At 30.3% G+C, this 16157-nt stretch carries 16 protein-coding genes; all 16 read left to right on the forward strand.

Annotated elements, in window-relative coordinates:
- The first annotated feature begins 69 nt into the window (after positions 1–69).
- Complete coding sequence (locus RM51_RS07000) at positions 70–1527, forward strand: MATE family efflux transporter (RefSeq protein ID WP_131667053.1); 1458 nt, start codon at positions 70–72, stop codon at positions 1525–1527.
- A 10-nt stretch (positions 1528–1537) separates the two neighbouring features.
- Complete coding sequence (locus RM51_RS07005) at positions 1538–2791, forward strand: glycosyltransferase (RefSeq protein WP_084110986.1); 1254 nt, start codon at positions 1538–1540, stop codon at positions 2789–2791.
- A complete protein-coding gene (locus tag RM51_RS07010) occupies positions 2781–3725 on the forward strand; it encodes an NAD-dependent epimerase/dehydratase family protein (RefSeq protein WP_165584989.1) in 945 nt (314 codons plus the stop codon). The genes RM51_RS07005 and RM51_RS07010 overlap by 11 nt, the downstream gene beginning before the upstream one ends.
- A gap of 42 nt (positions 3726–3767) precedes the next feature.
- Complete coding sequence (gene rfbF / locus RM51_RS07015) at positions 3768–4538, forward strand: glucose-1-phosphate cytidylyltransferase (RefSeq protein ID WP_262483691.1); 771 nt, start codon at positions 3768–3770, stop codon at positions 4536–4538.
- Positions 4532–5647, forward strand: coding sequence for a CDP-glucose 4,6-dehydratase (gene rfbG / locus RM51_RS07020; protein ID WP_228375786.1), 1116 nt, complete (start codon positions 4532–4534; stop codon positions 5645–5647). The genes rfbF and rfbG overlap by 7 nt, the downstream gene beginning before the upstream one ends.
- Positions 5635–6078 carry a dTDP-4-dehydrorhamnose 3,5-epimerase family protein gene (locus tag RM51_RS07025; RefSeq protein WP_039366812.1) on the forward strand — a complete coding sequence of 148 codons (444 nt, stop codon included), beginning with the start codon at positions 5635–5637 and terminating at the stop codon, positions 6076–6078. The genes rfbG and RM51_RS07025 overlap by 13 nt, the downstream gene beginning before the upstream one ends.
- The gene (locus RM51_RS19055; RefSeq protein ID WP_165584990.1) at positions 6078–7022 is read left to right on the forward strand and encodes an NAD-dependent epimerase/dehydratase family protein; all 945 of its coding nucleotides are present in this window, start codon (positions 6078–6080) and stop codon (positions 7020–7022) included. The genes RM51_RS07025 and RM51_RS19055 overlap by 1 nt, the downstream gene beginning before the upstream one ends.
- Positions 7015–7896, forward strand: coding sequence for a glycosyltransferase family 2 protein (locus RM51_RS07035; RefSeq protein WP_039366814.1), 882 nt, complete (start codon positions 7015–7017; stop codon positions 7894–7896). The genes RM51_RS19055 and RM51_RS07035 overlap by 8 nt, the downstream gene beginning before the upstream one ends.
- Before the next feature lie 2 nt (positions 7897–7898).
- Complete coding sequence (locus RM51_RS07040; RefSeq protein WP_039366816.1) at positions 7899–9317, forward strand: O-antigen polymerase; 1419 nt, start codon at positions 7899–7901, stop codon at positions 9315–9317.
- Between the two features lie 309 nt (positions 9318–9626).
- Positions 9627–10628, forward strand: coding sequence for a glycosyltransferase (locus RM51_RS07045; protein ID WP_039366817.1), 1002 nt, complete (start codon positions 9627–9629; stop codon positions 10626–10628).
- Complete coding sequence (locus RM51_RS07050; protein ID WP_039366819.1) at positions 10629–11627, forward strand: polysaccharide biosynthesis protein; 999 nt, start codon at positions 10629–10631, stop codon at positions 11625–11627.
- A 6-nt stretch (positions 11628–11633) separates the two neighbouring features.
- Positions 11634–12044 carry a WxcM-like domain-containing protein gene (locus tag RM51_RS07055; protein ID WP_039366821.1) on the forward strand — a complete coding sequence of 137 codons (411 nt, stop codon included), beginning with the start codon at positions 11634–11636 and terminating at the stop codon, positions 12042–12044.
- A gap of 4 nt (positions 12045–12048) precedes the next feature.
- Positions 12049–13170 carry a non-hydrolyzing UDP-N-acetylglucosamine 2-epimerase gene (gene wecB, locus RM51_RS07060; RefSeq protein WP_039367736.1) on the forward strand — a complete coding sequence of 374 codons (1122 nt, stop codon included), beginning with the start codon at positions 12049–12051 and terminating at the stop codon, positions 13168–13170.
- Positions 13167–14015: a dTDP-4-dehydrorhamnose reductase family protein gene (locus tag RM51_RS07065; protein ID WP_039366824.1), complete on the forward strand. Its 849-nt coding sequence runs from the start codon at positions 13167–13169 to the stop codon at positions 14013–14015. The genes wecB and RM51_RS07065 overlap by 4 nt, the downstream gene beginning before the upstream one ends.
- Positions 14015–15226 carry a glycosyltransferase family 4 protein gene (locus RM51_RS07070; RefSeq protein WP_039366827.1) on the forward strand — a complete coding sequence of 404 codons (1212 nt, stop codon included), beginning with the start codon at positions 14015–14017 and terminating at the stop codon, positions 15224–15226. Before RM51_RS07065 ends, RM51_RS07070 begins: the two co-directional genes overlap by 1 nt.
- Complete coding sequence (locus RM51_RS07075) at positions 15223–16131, forward strand: NAD-dependent epimerase/dehydratase family protein (RefSeq protein ID WP_039366830.1); 909 nt, start codon at positions 15223–15225, stop codon at positions 16129–16131. The genes RM51_RS07070 and RM51_RS07075 overlap by 4 nt, the downstream gene beginning before the upstream one ends.
- The last annotated feature ends 26 nt before the right edge of the window (positions 16132–16157 follow it).

Raw genomic sequence — 16157 nt, forward strand, 5'->3', positions numbered from 1 at the left:
TCTTATACAAAAAATTATCTTAAAATATATCTCTGGCAGGGAGTTTCACTTGTGTTGAATTTCCTTTCCATGTTTGTAGTACTGCCTTATCTTACTTCAGACCCAATTACCTATGGGATTTATTCTGTATGTATTTCTTTTTCAATTTTTCTTGTCTATGCCGATTTAGGATTTATGGGAGCGGGACAAAAATATGCAGCCGAATATTTTGCAAAAGGTGATAAGGAGGAAGAGATGAAAGTAATAGGATTTACCAATTTTATATTATTGGTTTTTTTACTCTTATTTTCGATTGGCTTTTTTATTTTAAGTATACAACCTGAATTATTGGTTAAAGGAATCAAGTCGGCTCAACAGGAATATGTAGCATCATCCTTATTATTGATTCTGGCGGTTTTTACACCTACCACTTTGTTACAACGCTTGTTACAGATGATATTTGGGATTCGAATGGAAGATTTTATAGTGCAACGAACCAATATCTTTGGGAGTATATTCAAGATACTTTCGGTTTTGTGGTTTTTCAGGGAGGGACAATATGATATAGTAGGTTATTTTCTTTTTACGCAGATTGTTAATTTATTAGCAGCATTAGTCAGTTTGATAATTGCACGAAAAAGATATGATTATGATTTTAGAGCGTTGTTTCTTGCTGTTTGTTTTAATAAAGATGTGTTTGATAAGACCAAATCTTTGGCATTTACCAGTTTGTTTATCACTATTTCTTGGATACTATATTATGAGCTTGATTCAATAGCTATTGGTAAGTTACTAGGAGCCAATCAAGTTGCTGTTTATGCTATAGGATTGACAGTTCTTTCCTTTTTTAGAAGTATTCTTGGTATTCTGTTTTCTCCTTTCAGTGTTCGATTTAATCATTTTATTGGTAATGGAGATGAAGAGGGTTTAAAGTCCTTTTATTTGCAAGTCGTTTCTATTTTGGCACCAATTATCGTATTTCCAATAATTACTATTGCTATTCTGGCACGCCCAATTGTTTTTTCATGGGTTGGGCCTAATTATTCGGAATCAGTTATTGTAATACAATTTTTGGTTTTTTGCAATATTTTTGCCTTTGTTACTTATCCAACTAACTTTATGTTAATAGCTAAAGAACGTCAAAGAACATTATATTTTATTAATACGCTCCTGCCTTTTGTATTTTGGACTGGTATCATATTTACCATCAATATTTGGGGAGTAAATTCGTTTGCGGTTTTTAAATTATTAGCATTTGTATTTTCTGCTTTTGTATTATACAAGCTGATGATTGATTATTTGAAATTGACTTTTCTAGATTCGGTAGGAAAGATTTTTTTGCCGATGTTTTTTCCCTTATTGTTTTTAATTTTTGGTTCATTTTTGGTAAGAGACTATTTGCCTTTGGAACAATCGAAAATAAATTTAGTGATAGTTGCAGTAGTCATGGGAGGATTGATTGTCATTTCTTTTGTAATACAATATTTTGCATCAGAAAAATGGAGACAGCAAATGACTAAAACTTTGGGACTATTTAAATCTAATTAGTTTTTAACTTATGGAAAGACAAAAAATACTAATCTTTAGTGATTGTTACATATACGGAGGTAGCGAAAAATTAATGGCTTTTTTGCTTAAGAATGAAATTTTAAATGAAAATTTCATTCTTCAATATAGTTACAGGAAACATAAAGAATATGATACTGGGCTTGATAATGAAAATTTGTTGAATAGAGAAGGGAATTATCCTTTGATTCTTTTGGCAAATGATACCTTGTTTCACCAAATTAATCAACTTTCAATACCCTTATTATTAAAAAAACTCTTGAAAGTTCCTTTTTTTCTTGTCGAAAAATTAGGGATTTATTTTATATGGAATTTATTAGGCTTAATGAATTTGTTGGTGAAGACAAAACCGGATTTAATTCACATTAACAATGGTGGTTATCCTGCTGCAAAAACTTGTAATGTTTTGGTTGTGGCTAATTTTTTAACCGGTAAAGCTAAGGTAGTTTATCAAGTTAATAATCAAGCTCGTGAATGTAAAGGTTATTTTGAAAGAATTTACGACAAGTTCATTAATAAAAATGTTAATTGTTTTATAAATGCCTCTCACAAAGCAAAGCAACAGCTGGTAGAAAAAAGGAATTTTAATTCCAATAAAATAATGGTTGTTAATAATTGTGTTCCATTGCCTAAAGTTAAATTAAATAGAGAACAGATTTTTGAAGAACTTAATATTCCACCGGATAGTTTTTTAATTGTTGAAGTTGCTTTTTTGTCCGAAAGAAAAGGACAGAGGTATTTGATAGATGCTTTGTCTGCTTTATATAAAAAACAGTTACTTTCAAAAGAAAAAGTGTTTTGTGCTTTTGTGGGTAATGGGGAACAAGAAAATTTTTTGAAAAATTATATTAAAGATCTTGGATTAAGTTCAAATGTTTTTATTTTAGGATATAAGAAAAATAGTGAAGATTATATTTCTGCTTCCGACCTATTTGTATTGCCTTCCATACGGGATGAAGATATGCCATTAGTTTTGTTGTCGGCCTTAGGATATGGGAAGCCAATTATAGCAACTGATTTTGCAGGTATTTCCCAGGCAATAGAACCGAATTCGAATGGCATTTTGATACAAAATGATTTAGAAACGTTTACTGATAATTTGGCAAATGAAATATACCGTTTGTATAATGATGAAGACTTAAGAATAGTGTTGGGTATAAATGCTAAAAAAAGTTATATAAATTATAGTCCGGAGATGTATGGCTTAAAATTGAAGCAAATTTATGAACAAATTTATGCAAGTTAAAGAAACCGTTTTATTACTTGGAGGTACAGGCTTCATAGGTAGGAATATAATTGACTATGTCCTAAAAAATAAAGAATATTCTAACTATAAGATAGTTGTTTTATCTAGGAATTTTCAAAGGGAGATTGATGAATCTATAGAATATGTGACGGGAGATTATGCCGATAAAAGTGTATTAATACGTTTATTCTCAAAATGGAATTTTACAAAAGTATTTCATTGTGCTACTTCAACAACACCTTTAACGTCTGGTAACAATATTCTAAGCGATATCAATGGTAATTTAATTGCAACAATTGGGTTATTAGATGTAATGAGAGATTTCAGCTGTAAATCTATTCTGTATTTGTCTTCAGGAGGAGCTGTATACGGGGAGAAAAATTTGGAGAAGATTTCGGAGAATGATATCTGTAATCCTTTGAGTTCTTATGGAGTTGTCAAACTTACTATTGAGAATTATCTACGACTGTATCAGAAGCAATATGGAATTAATTATTTGATTTTAAGGATTTCTAATCCATTTGGCAGGTTTCATACTTCTGAAAAACAAGGGGTAGTGAATATTGCTATTAGAAGAGCATTACAGGGAGAAACTTTAGAGGTTTGGGGAGACGGTACACAGTCTAAGGATTATTTATTCGTTGATGATTTGGTTAAAATTATTTTTCTGCTTTTAAAACAAGAGGTTGTAAATAAAATATTGAATGTTGGTTCAGGTGAATCTTATCAACTTAATTGCATACTAAATACGATTAGGATATATTTGCCTGATGTAAAGGTTGATTATGTCGAATCTAAAACAACAGATGTTAAAGATTTTTGTCTAGACATATCTTTGATGCAATCGTTTGTTAATTTCAAATTTACAGAACTTAAAGAGGCTATTCAACAAACGATATTTTGGGAAAATTCAAGGAAATCTATACTTAGTTAAACTTAAAAATAACAAATAAAACTAATTATGAAAGTAGTAATATTGTGCGGAGGATACGGAACAAGAATTCGTGATGTCGCTGATGACATACCCAAACCAATGATTCCCATTGGAGGGAAGCCTATAATTTGGCATATTATGAAGACCTATGCAACTTTTGACTATACCGATTTTGTATTGTGTATGGGATATAAAAGCGATGTAATTAAGGACTTTTTTATTAATTATGAGCTTAGAAGTGCAGATGTTACCATAAAGTTAGGTAAAAAATCAGAACAAATAATTTCTGAAACAAACCACGACGAAGATGGTTGGCAGATAACTCTTGCTGAAACAGGAATCAAAGCAATGACAGGTGCTCGTGTAAGGAGAATTAAAAAGTACATAGGAGATGATCCTATATTTATGTTAACTTACGGAGATGGTGTTGGAGATATTGATATTGATGCATTAGTAGCTTTCCATAAATCACACGGGAAAATGGTTACCCTCACAGGTGTTAGGCCACCGGGACGTTTTGGAGAGCTTGGTCTTGATGAGGACGGTACTGTAACCGGTTTTAATGAAAAACCTCAGGCAAGCGGTGGACGAATAAATGGAGGTTATTTTGTATGTAATAAAGAATTCTTAGATATTCTAAGTGATGACGAAGATTTGGTTTTAGAACAGGAACCAATGAAAAAATTAGTTGAATTAGAAGAGTTAAAAATGTTTGAACACGACGGCTTTTGGCAACCGATGGATACCTCAAGAGAATATAGCCTATTGAATGAATTATATAATAACGATAAAGCACCTTGGGTAAAATGGTAAATAAACAATTGTTTGGAGACGTATATAGAGGAAAAAAGGTTCTTGTTACTGGTAACACCGGTTTTAAGGGTTCGTGGCTGTGTACATGGTTAATTAGTTTAGGAGCAGAAGTCTACGGTATATCTAAAGATATACCAACTAAACCCTCTATGTTTGAAGAGCTTGCTTTAGCAGATAAAATGACGCATTATATGGCTGACATTCGTGATTATAACAAAATGGAGGAGATAATTAACAATGTGTCTCCTGATTTTGTATTTCACCTTGCTGCGCAGCCTATAGTTTCTTTTTCTTATGCTGAACCTCTTGATACTATATCAAGTAACGTGATGGGTACGGCTAATATTCTTGAGGTTTTAAGAAAGTATACCAAACCATGTACGGCAGTAATAATAACTAGTGATAAATGTTATGATAACGTTGAGTGGATATATGGATACAAGGAAACTGATGCTGTAGGAGGGAAAGATATTTACAGTGGGAGCAAAGGTGCCGCAGAAGTGATTTTTAAATCGTACTATCATTCATTTTTCAATAAGGAAGACTTTCCTGTGAAAATTGTAACAGCCCGTGCCGGTAATGTAATTGGTGGAGGTGATTGGGCATTAGACAGAATTGTACCTGACTGTATGCGTTCATGGAGTGAAGATAAATATGTAGAGATAAGAAGTCCTAAAGCAACAAGACCTTGGCAGCATGTTCTTGAGCCATTAAGTGGCTACCTTCAGCTTGGTGAGCAATTGTATAAAAACCATTCACTAAACGGAGAGAGTTTTAATTTTGGGCCACAAGCAGAGTATAGCCATACAGTGCAGGAAATATTGGAAGATATGAGTGTGAGATGGCATTTTAAAAGTTCTAAGGAGGCTTACCAAATTACCGGAGATATTAAGTTTCATGAGGCTGGCTTACTCAAGCTTAACTGCGATAAGGCATTATTCCATTTTAAATGGAAGCCCACGCTTAATTATAAAACCCTATTAGAATATACCAGTGATTGGTATTATGAGTATTATAAAAACAAACCGGATATGTTTGAATATACTAAAAGTCAAATTGAAGGTTATGAAAATTTGGCTATTAATCAAAACTTGGCATGGACAAAATAACAGTAGAAGGAGTTATAGTAACATCTTTAAAGCAAATTCATCACCCAAAAGGTAATGTATTTCACGCGATGAAAAAAAGTGATGAGGGGTATTCCGGTTTTGGAGAAGCTTATTTTTCAACCATTCATTTTAATGATACAAAACCATGGAAAAAACATCTTGAAATGACGCTTAATTTTGTGGTGCCTGTAGGAGAAATACGTTTTGTGATTTTTGATGACAGAGAAGGAAGTCCAACTAGAAATAGTTTCTTTGATATTACATTAGGTCAAAATAATTATCAAAGGATCACGATACCTCCCGGTGTATGGGTGGCATTTCACGGAGTGGGTTCTGAATATAATTTATTATTAAATTTGGCTAATCTTGAACATGATCCAAATGAGATTGAGAGAAAAGAAGACCTGTCAGATATAGTATATCAATGGTAATGCACAAGGTACTAGTTACAGGAGGGAGTGGATATATAGGGGCTCGTCTATGTTTGCATCTTGCAGAGCAAGGATATTCGGTTACGCCGCTGTTTTATTCTAATATCCCTAAAGAAAAAAGCTGGATTTCCAAAATGGATAATGTTGTTGTAGGTGATATCAGAGATGAAAAATTTCTTATTGAACTCGCAAAGAACAAATATGATGTCATAGTACATTTGGTATCATTAGATCATAATCAGTCTAACGGATCTCCTGCTTATGTAAGCTCTATAAATATTGCTCCTGTTTGGTCTTTATTGGATGTTTTTTCAAAACAGGGTCTGAAAAAATTTATATATTTTTCTACAGCTCAGGTTTATGGAGCTCTTAAAGATGAGAAAGTAACAGAATTTCACGATACGAACACTCAAAACGCTTATGGCTTAACGCATCATATAGGGGAAGTTATTTGTGAGCATTACAATAGGGTTTCTTCGGTTGATTGTAGGATTGTTCGTCTTTCAAATAGCTATGGAGCACCAATTTTTGAAGAAAATAATTGTTGGTGGTTGGTGGTTAATGATTTATGCAGAATGGCATACATTGAAAATAAGATTGTTTTGCAATCAGATGGATCTCCTTTGCGTGATTTTATTCACGGTTGGGATGTTTGTAATGGTGTTCAGTGTATTATTGAGACATCTGAAGATCATTTCATATATAATATAAATTCAGGTAAAACTATGTCAATTATAGAAATTGCCCAAAAGATAAAAACTGTTTTTTTTGTTAGGTATGGCATTGAATTGCCTATTATAACAGCAAAACGTGAATCAGATGTAGAAATTAATAAATATTTATTAGATAATAGTCTGGTACGCAGTATAGGATTTGAGGTTAAATGGAATCTTGAAGACGGAATTAATAACCTTTTTGAATATTTAGAACAAAATAATGAATAATTCAACTCCATTTTTTTCTATTGTCATTCCGACTTATAATCATGCGGAGCTTATCGGGAGGTGCATAGAAAGCTTATTGTGTCAGTCCTACCAAAATTGGGAAGCAATTGTTGTTAATAATTTTTCTGAAGATAATACTATTGAAGTTGTAGAAAGATACAATGATCCTCGTATTCGGCTTATAAATAATGCGAATGGTGGGGTAATTGCTGTATCAAGAAACAAAGGATTGTCCGTAGCTAAAGGTAATTGGATATGTTTTTTAGATTCAGATGATTGGTGGTATCCGAATAAGTTGGAGGTTTGTTTACCGTATCTGAATGATTATGATTTAGTTCATCATAATCTAGATATATATACTTCTCTTGGTAAATCAAATAAAATAGCGAAGGGTAGAGATTTAGAAGGCAATTTTTATAAAAATTTGCTCATTAAGGGGAATGGTGTTCTAAATTCAAGTGTAATCATTAAAAAAGAAATAGTTGATTGGATCGGGAAAATATCAGAGGATAAAATGCTAATTGCTGTTGAAGATTATGATTATTGGATTAGGGCTGCAAAAGTAACAGATCGTTTTAAATATATTAAACAGTCTTTGGGTGGTTATTGGATGGGTGCAAATACTTCTTACTCGCTTAAGCAAATAGAAAGATCAAAGTCGTTATTGAATAAATACTTAGTTGATTTATCTATTGAAGAGCAAAGAGTAGCAACTGCGCTTTATAATTTTAATGCTGCTCGAATGTATCATCATTTTTCTTTTTTTTCAGATGCTAAAAAACACTACTTACTGTCACTTAATACAAGTTTTGTTCGTAGCAAGTTTAAAGCAATTGTTGGTTATTTGCTATGTTTTTTTTCAATTAAATATTAATAATGATTGGAATTGATAAAACTGTAGATTTAAATAGAATTTTGAAGCTATTCAATTTTGGTATTTTATTTTTGTTGTGGTATTCATATTTAGAAGATGGAGATACCACTTACGTGAATTTTAACACTGTTCTTTTAGGAACGCTTTTATCTTTTCAAATTGGTGTTTTTTTGTATTTTGAAAAGAAGAGAAGAGATCCGTTTGTGATACTATTATGTTTACAAATGGTTTTTTATTTTTTATTGAGGATTTATACATTACATGAATATTCTTTTTCGGTAGTCTTTTTAAGATATCCATTCTTTGTTCAAGATTTAAATTATTCACTATTTTTTATTTTAATTGCTAACTGTGTTTTTTATTTGGGATTAAGTATAAATTGTTTAAAATTTCAATCTAAAAACGAGATTCTAAATTTTTTACCTAAACATCGTTCTAATATTCTTGTCTTATTGGCAATAGGATATTTTTTTACTTTTTACAGACAAATTGGGTTAGGAAGTCTTGCTGGGATAATTGATGTTTTAAATGGTACTTTTTTAAATATAGCTACAATTTTATTAATGGTGTTGGTTTATTTCTTTCTTTTTAGAAATAAATTAAGCAAAAGCATAAAGCTTTTTATAATATTAGGTGTGCTTATATTTGTGGTTTTGCAAACTTTGATTGGTAGTCGGTCGGCAATTTTGACTTTATTAAATTTTTTGTTGTTTTCTATATTGGCTATTAAAAATTATTTAGTTGTGAAAAGAAAATATTTATCCTTCTTTTTATTTTTGGCTCCACTAATGATTTTAATTTTTTCAGTTACTACCTTTTTAAGGCTAAGGGTTGAAGAGAGAAGTACAGTAGGTGAGCAAACGATTGAGGTAATAAAAGAGTTTGATATAGAGTCTGATTTTTTAGATTCTATAGATTTAGTACTAATGGGAGTTGGGGACAGAATTGGTTTTTTGGACTATTGTGCAGAGATAATTAATAATAATGAGGAATATTCAACTGTTTTTAATGCTCAATTTTATTTTAAAAGTACTATTGATAATGTATTGAGTCCTGGGTTTGATGTTTTTGATACCCCTAAAACTTCAAATGCTTTAAGATTTATTTATAATAAAGAAGGAGAACCAAAAAAGTCGAAAGTTGCAGAAGCTTATCAATCGGATGAATTTACTATGTATGGTGAGTTTTATGCTCTATTTGGAAAATGGTTTTCATTAATACCAATATTTTTTACCGGATTCATTTTTAAATGGATTTATTTAAGATTAAAAAAAGATAATATTTATTTGTTTTATTTGAAGAGAGCATTTGTTTTGTATGTTTTTTGGATAATGCTGAATAGTTTTGGAATTGATTGGCTATTTTTGGATATTTTTTCTATTTTTTTTACATATCAAATTTTTAAGGGACTTTTACGATAAAGTAATTAATACCATAGGATATTTAATATGATGGTTTGAATACTTGTAATTAATTATGATATTTAAATATACATTATTATAATTTATTTCAAAATATAAATATTGCAAAAGATTGTATAACTATGGTGCTTGCTAAGGATAAAATATTTTTTTGCATAATTTATTAAGGTCATATAAATTAGTTTTATTCTAGATAATGAAATTGATATATTTAAAGTATTAAAAGATTTGATGTAAATTTTGTTTTAAACAGCACTTGTAGTCGTATTTGTAAGTTTCAATAAAAATTTAAACAAGATAGATTTTAAGATGATATTAATTGATGCATTATATATTAACAACGGAGGAGGAAAGGTTCTTCTTGATTATTTAGTTAAAAAATTAGAAAAAAAATATGATAATGTATTTTATATATTCGATTCTCGATGTTCTAATGATTTTCAATATGTTCCTGAACATCGTAAAGTATACATGAAAGCTTCTTTAGTAAAGAGATATCAATTTTATAAAAATAATAATAATAAATTTGGTATATTTTTGTGTTTTGGCAATTTACCACCATTGATTAAATTAAATTTACCAGTATTTACCTATTTTCATAACCGATTATTAATAAATATTCCAAAGCATACAGTTTTAAAGAATTTTATTATGTTGAAACTAAAATCTTTATTTTTAAAGATAATAGTAAAAAATACAGATTATGTAATAGTACAATCTGATATTATAAAACAGGAATTTTTAAAAGAAATTCGTTTTGAAGAAAATAAAATTTTACCTTACCCTTTTTACGAACCATTAAATTATCCCAATACAAATAAAATTAAAAATCGTTTTATTTATGTTAGTAGTGGTGAAGAGTATAAAAATCATAAACGTTTACTACAAGCATTTAAAAAAGCTTATGATTTAACTAAAAGTATTAGTTTAGTAGTAACTATTGATAGTTCTTATATCAAATTATATGAAGAGATTAATATATTAATAAATAAAGGCTATCCTATAGAAAACTTAGGATTTGTGTCTAAAGAAAAATTATGTTTGGAATATGCTAAAGCTGAATTTACAATTTATCCATCTATAACAGAAAGTTTTGGTATAAGTATTATTGAAGCTATAGAAGGTGGTTGTAAAGTAATTGGTGCAAATTTACCTTATATGCACGCAGTATGTAAACCTTCTTTACTCTTTGATCCTTTAAATATAGATTCAATTGAGAACGCAATACTTACTGCTATGAATAACACATTACCTAATACGGAACAGAAAATATTCAACAAGATAGATGATATAATAAGTTTATTAACATAAATGAATACAATTAAAAATAAAGTCCTATTAATTACTGGAGGAACAGGATCTTTCGGTACGGCAGTATTAAATCGTTTTTTGGAAACAAATCATTTCAAAGAGATACGTATTTTTTCTCGCGATGAGAAAAAACAGGATGATATGCGTAATCTTTATAAAAACAATAAAATTAAATATTTTATTGGAGATGTGAGAGATTATAATAGTGTAGACTATGCTATGAAGGGAGTTGATTATGTTTTTCATGCAGCAGCTTTGAAGCAGGTTCCATCATGCGAATTTTTTCCGATGCAGGCTGTTAAAACTAATGTTGAAGGTACACAAAATGTAATTCGTGCAGCTGCTTCAAATGGTGTACAAAAAGTAATTTGTCTTTCTACTGATAAAGCAGCTTATCCTATTAATGCAATGGGGATTTCCAAGGCTATGATGGAGAAAGTAGCTGTTGCAGAAGCCAGAAATTTGAAAAATACAGTGGTTTGTTTAACCCGTTATGGAAATGTTATGGCTTCAAGAGGATCTGTAATTCCATTATTTTTAAATCAGATTGAAAATAATGAAGATATAACAATCACTGATCCTAATATGACTCGTTTTTTAATGTCTCTGGAGGAAGCTGTAGAACTTGTTTTATTTGCATTTGAAAACGGAAACCCAGGAGACTTATTTGTAAATAAAGCTCCGGCTGCTACAATAGGTAACTTGGCGAAAGCTGTTTTAGAATTAAAAAGTGCAAAGAATGCTGTAAAGATTATAGGAACGAGACATGGTGAAAAACTATATGAAACACTTTGTACAAGGGAAGAAATGATGAAAGCAGAAGACATGGGTGAATTTTACAGAATTCCTGCCGATAATCGAGATTTGAATTATGCTAAATATTTTTCAGAAGGTAATCAGATTGAAACTTCCATAGAAGATTACAACTCTCATAACACAAAAAGGGAGGATGTTGAAGGAGTAAAAAAACTGTTAAAAAAACTAGACTTATTTCAATAATATCGTATGAAAATTTTGCAAGGAGGATTCTTTGAAGATCATAGAGGAATAGTTTCTTTTAATAATTTATTAGATCTTAACCTTGTGAAAAGAATGTATGTTATAGAAAATATTGATAAAGAAATTTGTAGAGCTTGGCAAGGGCATCAAATCGAAAAAAGATGGTTTGTAGCCGTAAATGGATTATTCGAAATAAAAGTAGTTAAAATAGACGATTTTAAAACTCCTTCAGATAAATTGGAATCTGAAAGTTTTGTACTTAAAGGAAAATCTATGGATTCCTTATATATCGAAGAAGGACATGCTACATCTATACAAGCATTAGAGCCTAATTCTAAACTTGTTGTTTTCTCTGATTATAACTTAGGAGAAATAAAAGATGATTATAAATTTGATTCTCAAAAATGGAAACATTAATAAAATGAAAAAAATAAAAGTAGTTACTATATTAGGTACAAGACCGGAAATAATAAGATTAACAGAATGTATAAAAAAATGTGATCAATATTTTGAACATATATTAATACATACTGGACAAAATTATGACTATGAGTTAAATGAAATCTTTTTTGAAGATTTAGAATTACGCAAGCCTGATTATTTTCTAAATGTTGCCGGGAAGCACCTAGGAGAAACAATAGGAAATGTAATTTCGAAGTCGTATGAAATTTTATCAAAAGAGCAACCAGATGCCCTACTTGTTTTAGGAGATACTAATAGTGTATTAAGCACAATTGCTGCAAAAAGGCTTAAAATTCCTATTTTTCATATGGAAGCAGGAAACAGATGTTTTGATCAAAATGTCCCTGAAGAGATCAACAGAAAAATATCAGATCATATAAGTGATATAAACCTTACCTATACAGAAAACAGCAGACGTTATCTTTTGAGTGAAGGTTTTAGAAAAGATCATGTTTTTGTTACAGGATCGCCCTTGAAAGAGGTTTTAGATAAATATGAAAATAAAATTCAACAGAGTGATGTTGTTGAGCGTTTATCGTTAAAAGATAATAATTTCATTGTTGTCAGTGCACATAGAGAAGAAAATATTGATTTGGATAATAATTTCGAAATACTGGTAGATTCAATTAATACAGTAGCGGAAAAATATCAGATGCCAGTTATATTTTCTACACATCCACGTACAAAAAATAGGATAGAAAAAAATAATATTAAGTTTCATCCATTAATTCAGAATGTTGCCCCATTAGGCTTTTTTGATTATGTAAAACTGCAGAGTAAATCATTCATTGTTTTATCAGACAGTGGGACAATCAGTGAAGAATCGGCAATGATGGGATTCCCGGCGGTTAGTATAAGAACAAGTACAGAAAGACCTGAAGCTATTGATGCAGGAACAATTGTTTTGGGTGGTATTTCTAAAGATCAAATGCTAAATGCTATTGAAATCTCCAAAGGATTATTTGATCCAAATATTAATTTGCCATTTGAATATGAAGTGAAAAATACTTCAGATAGAGTGATTAAGGCAATTCAAAGTTATTCTGCAATTGTGGATAAAGTAATATGGAATAAAAAATGAAAAAAATACTTGTTATAGGGATTAAAGGAATGGCAGGGCATGTTGTTTTTAATTATCTTACTAAAAATAAAGATTATCATGTATTTGGCATTGCACGAAATATTACTGAAAATGATCAGGAAATATCTCTTGATGTCTCAAATACAAATCAATTAAAAGAAATTATTTTACATCACCAATTTGATGTTGTAATCAACTGTATTGGAATACTGAATAAAGATGCGGAAGATCATCCTTCGAAGTCAATTTGGTTCAATAGTTATTTTCCTCATTTTTTAGAAGAAATCACCAAAGAATCAGATACTCAGATAATACATATTAGTACAGATTGTGTATTTAATGGGAAAAAAGGAAATTACGCCGAGAATGATTTTAAAGATGGAGAAGGATTCTATGCTCAGTCAAAAGCTTTAGGTGAAATTACAAATGATAAGGATCTTACAATAAGAACTTCTATAATTGGGCCTGAACTTAATAAAAATGGAATTGGTCTGTTTCATTGGTTCATGAACCAAACAGGTGAAATTAATGGGTATAGCTCTGCATATTGGAGTGGTGTGACAACATTGGAACTGGCTAAAGCAATTCAATATGTAATAGAAAATCCAATAAAAGGTTTAGTGCATCTTACAAATGGGGTTGCAATAAACAAATATGACTTGATTAATTTATTTAAAGATATTTGGCATAAAGATGAAACAATTATTCTTCCTTATGAAGGGAAAAATGTTAATAAATCTTTACAAAAATCAAATACATTAAAATATCAGGTTAAGGGATATAAAGAGATGCTGATTGAGCAGGATGAATGGATGAAAGAATTTTCAAGCTTATATAATTATTAATGAGAATATTAATCATATCTCAATATTTTTGGCCGGAAAATTTTAAGATAAATGATCTGTGTTTGGGTCTTAAAGAAAAAGGTCATTACATTGAAGTATTAACAGGGTTGCCAAATTATCCTAAAGGAAAGTTTTTTGAAGGATATTCTTTGTTCAAGAACAATAATGAGACTTGGGAGGGAATACCTGTACACAGAAGTAAATTATTTCCAAGAGGAAATGGTGGATTAAAACTGATGATTAATTATTTTTCATTTGCGTTTTTTGCCAGTTTAAAATCTAAATCATTATCAAATAAGTTTGATTGTATATTGGTGTATGAACCTTCTCCAATCACTGTTGGTATTCCTGCAATATTTGCAGGTAAAAAATTGAAAATTCCTTATTATTTCTGGGTTCAGGATTTATGGCCGGAAAGTCTTACGGCTGCAGGAGGAATTAAGAATCGTTTTGTACTGAGTTTTTTTGAAAATATCACGAAATTAATTTATAGAAAAGCTGAGAAAGTATTGGTACAATCCAAAGGTTTCAAAAACTATATTGTAAATCAGGGGATAGATCCTGACAAAATTATTTTTTATCCAAATTCTACAGAAAACTTTTATCAACCAGTAACTCCTGAGAAGGCTTTTCAGGATAAAATGCCTCAAGGATTTTGTATAACATTTGCTGGAAATCTTGGCGAGGCTCAGAGCTTATTTACTATTTTGAATGCTGCGTTAATAGTTAAACAAAGAGGATATCACCAGATAAAATGGGTATTTTTAGGAGATGGAAGACAGAGAGAGCAATTAGAAAAATATAGTGATGTAAACAATTTGAAAAATGAGGTACATTTTTTAGGAGCTTATCCTGGAACTGATATGCCAAAATTTTTTGCTTGTAGCGATGTTCTTATATCAACGTTAAAAAAGAATAAAATATTTTCTTTAACTATTCCATCAAAAATACAGTCTTACCTAGCGTGTGGAAAACCTATATTAGCTTCTTTGGATGGTGAAGGTGCAGATATTATAGATAACGCTGGAGCAGGATATTCTTCTCCTTCGGAAGATGAAATACTTCTTGCAGAAAATGCAATAAAACTTTTTAATGATTCGGAAGAAGATAGAAAGAAAATGGGGCAAAATGGTTTGTCCTATTTCAACGAAGAGTTTGAAAGAAATATGCTGTTAGATAAATTAATTAATATTTTGGATAATAAGTCATGAAAATAATCATTACAGGAGCATCAGGCTTTGTTGGGAAAAATATTTCAACTTTTTTGCAAAATAAAGGGTGCACTATAAATGCTCTTTCTTTAAGAAAGACAAATTGGAAAGTCAATTTTCCAAGATCAGTTGATGCCATCATTCATCTTGCAGGAAAAGCGCATGATACATCAAATGTTTCAAACCCTGATGAGTATTACAAAATAAATCGTGATTTGACGATTGATATATTTAATGAGTTTTTAAATTCAGACAGCAAAAAGTTTTTCTATTTCAGCTCAGTAAAAGCAGCAGCAGATTCTGTTGAAGAGATTTTGACAGAAAATAATAAAGCAAATCCTGTAACGCACTACGGCAAGTCAAAAATTGAAGCAGAAGAATATATTTTAAGTCAAAATTTACCTGAAGAAAAAAAAGTATATATCATCCGTCCTTGTATGATTCATGGTCCGGGAAACAAAGGAAATCTAAATCTTCTTTATAAAATTGTTGAAAAAGGCCTGCCTTGGCCTCTCGCTTCATTTCATAATCAAAGATCTTTTCTTGGAATAGATAATTTGAATTATCTGGTATATGAAATGCTGAAAAAAGATGGTTTACCATCAGGAATTTATAATTTTGCAGATGATGAAGCGCTTTCCACAAATGAATTGATTTCAACGGTAAATAAGGCTTTAAATAAAAAGGCAAAACTTTGGTCGATTTCTAAAGGTTTGATTGAGAAAACTGCTGGTTTAGGGGATAAATTAAAATTACCTTTAAATTCAGAAAGATTAAAAAAACTTACAGAATCCTATGTAGTGTCCAATCAAAAAGTAAAATCAGCTTTAGAGATTGAAAAACTTCCTTTATCAGCAGAAGAAGGACTTATCAAAACAATTAAAAGCTTTAAAAAAGAAAAGTAAATTTTAAAACGATCACATTTACACTT

It is taken from the genome of Chryseobacterium taiwanense (assembly GCF_000813825.1).
In the GTDB taxonomy this organism is placed as follows: domain Bacteria; phylum Bacteroidota; class Bacteroidia; order Flavobacteriales; family Weeksellaceae; genus Chryseobacterium; species Chryseobacterium taiwanense.

Excerpts from the sequence above, each read along its gene's own strand:
- RM51_RS07000 (WP_131667053.1), top strand. The coding sequence starts at position 70 with ATGTTTGTAGTACTGCCTTATCTTACTTCAGACCCAATTACCTATGGG.
- RM51_RS07005 (WP_084110986.1), top strand. The coding sequence starts at position 1,538 with ATGGAAAGACAAAAAATACTAATCTTTAGTGATTGTTACATATACGGA.
- RM51_RS07010 (WP_165584989.1), top strand. The coding sequence starts at position 2,781 with ATGCAAGTTAAAGAAACCGTTTTATTACTTGGAGGTACAGGCTTCATA.
- rfbG (WP_228375786.1), top strand. The coding sequence starts at position 4,532 with ATGGTAAATAAACAATTGTTTGGAGACGTATATAGAGGAAAAAAGGTT.
- RM51_RS07025 (WP_039366812.1), top strand. The coding sequence starts at position 5,635 with ATGGACAAAATAACAGTAGAAGGAGTTATAGTAACATCTTTAAAGCAA.
- RM51_RS19055 (WP_165584990.1), top strand. The coding sequence starts at position 6,078 with ATGCACAAGGTACTAGTTACAGGAGGGAGTGGATATATAGGGGCTCGT.
- RM51_RS07035 (WP_039366814.1), top strand. The coding sequence starts at position 7,015 with ATGAATAATTCAACTCCATTTTTTTCTATTGTCATTCCGACTTATAAT.
- RM51_RS07040 (WP_039366816.1), top strand. The coding sequence starts at position 7,899 with ATGATTGGAATTGATAAAACTGTAGATTTAAATAGAATTTTGAAGCTA.
- RM51_RS07045 (WP_039366817.1), top strand. The coding sequence starts at position 9,627 with ATGATATTAATTGATGCATTATATATTAACAACGGAGGAGGAAAGGTT.
- RM51_RS07050 (WP_039366819.1), top strand. The coding sequence starts at position 10,629 with ATGAATACAATTAAAAATAAAGTCCTATTAATTACTGGAGGAACAGGA.
- RM51_RS07055 (WP_039366821.1), top strand. The coding sequence starts at position 11,634 with ATGAAAATTTTGCAAGGAGGATTCTTTGAAGATCATAGAGGAATAGTT.
- wecB (WP_039367736.1), top strand. The coding sequence starts at position 12,049 with ATGAAAAAAATAAAAGTAGTTACTATATTAGGTACAAGACCGGAAATA.
- RM51_RS07065 (WP_039366824.1), top strand. The coding sequence starts at position 13,167 with ATGAAAAAAATACTTGTTATAGGGATTAAAGGAATGGCAGGGCATGTT.
- RM51_RS07070 (WP_039366827.1), top strand. The coding sequence starts at position 14,015 with ATGAGAATATTAATCATATCTCAATATTTTTGGCCGGAAAATTTTAAG.
- RM51_RS07075 (WP_039366830.1), top strand. The coding sequence starts at position 15,223 with ATGAAAATAATCATTACAGGAGCATCAGGCTTTGTTGGGAAAAATATT.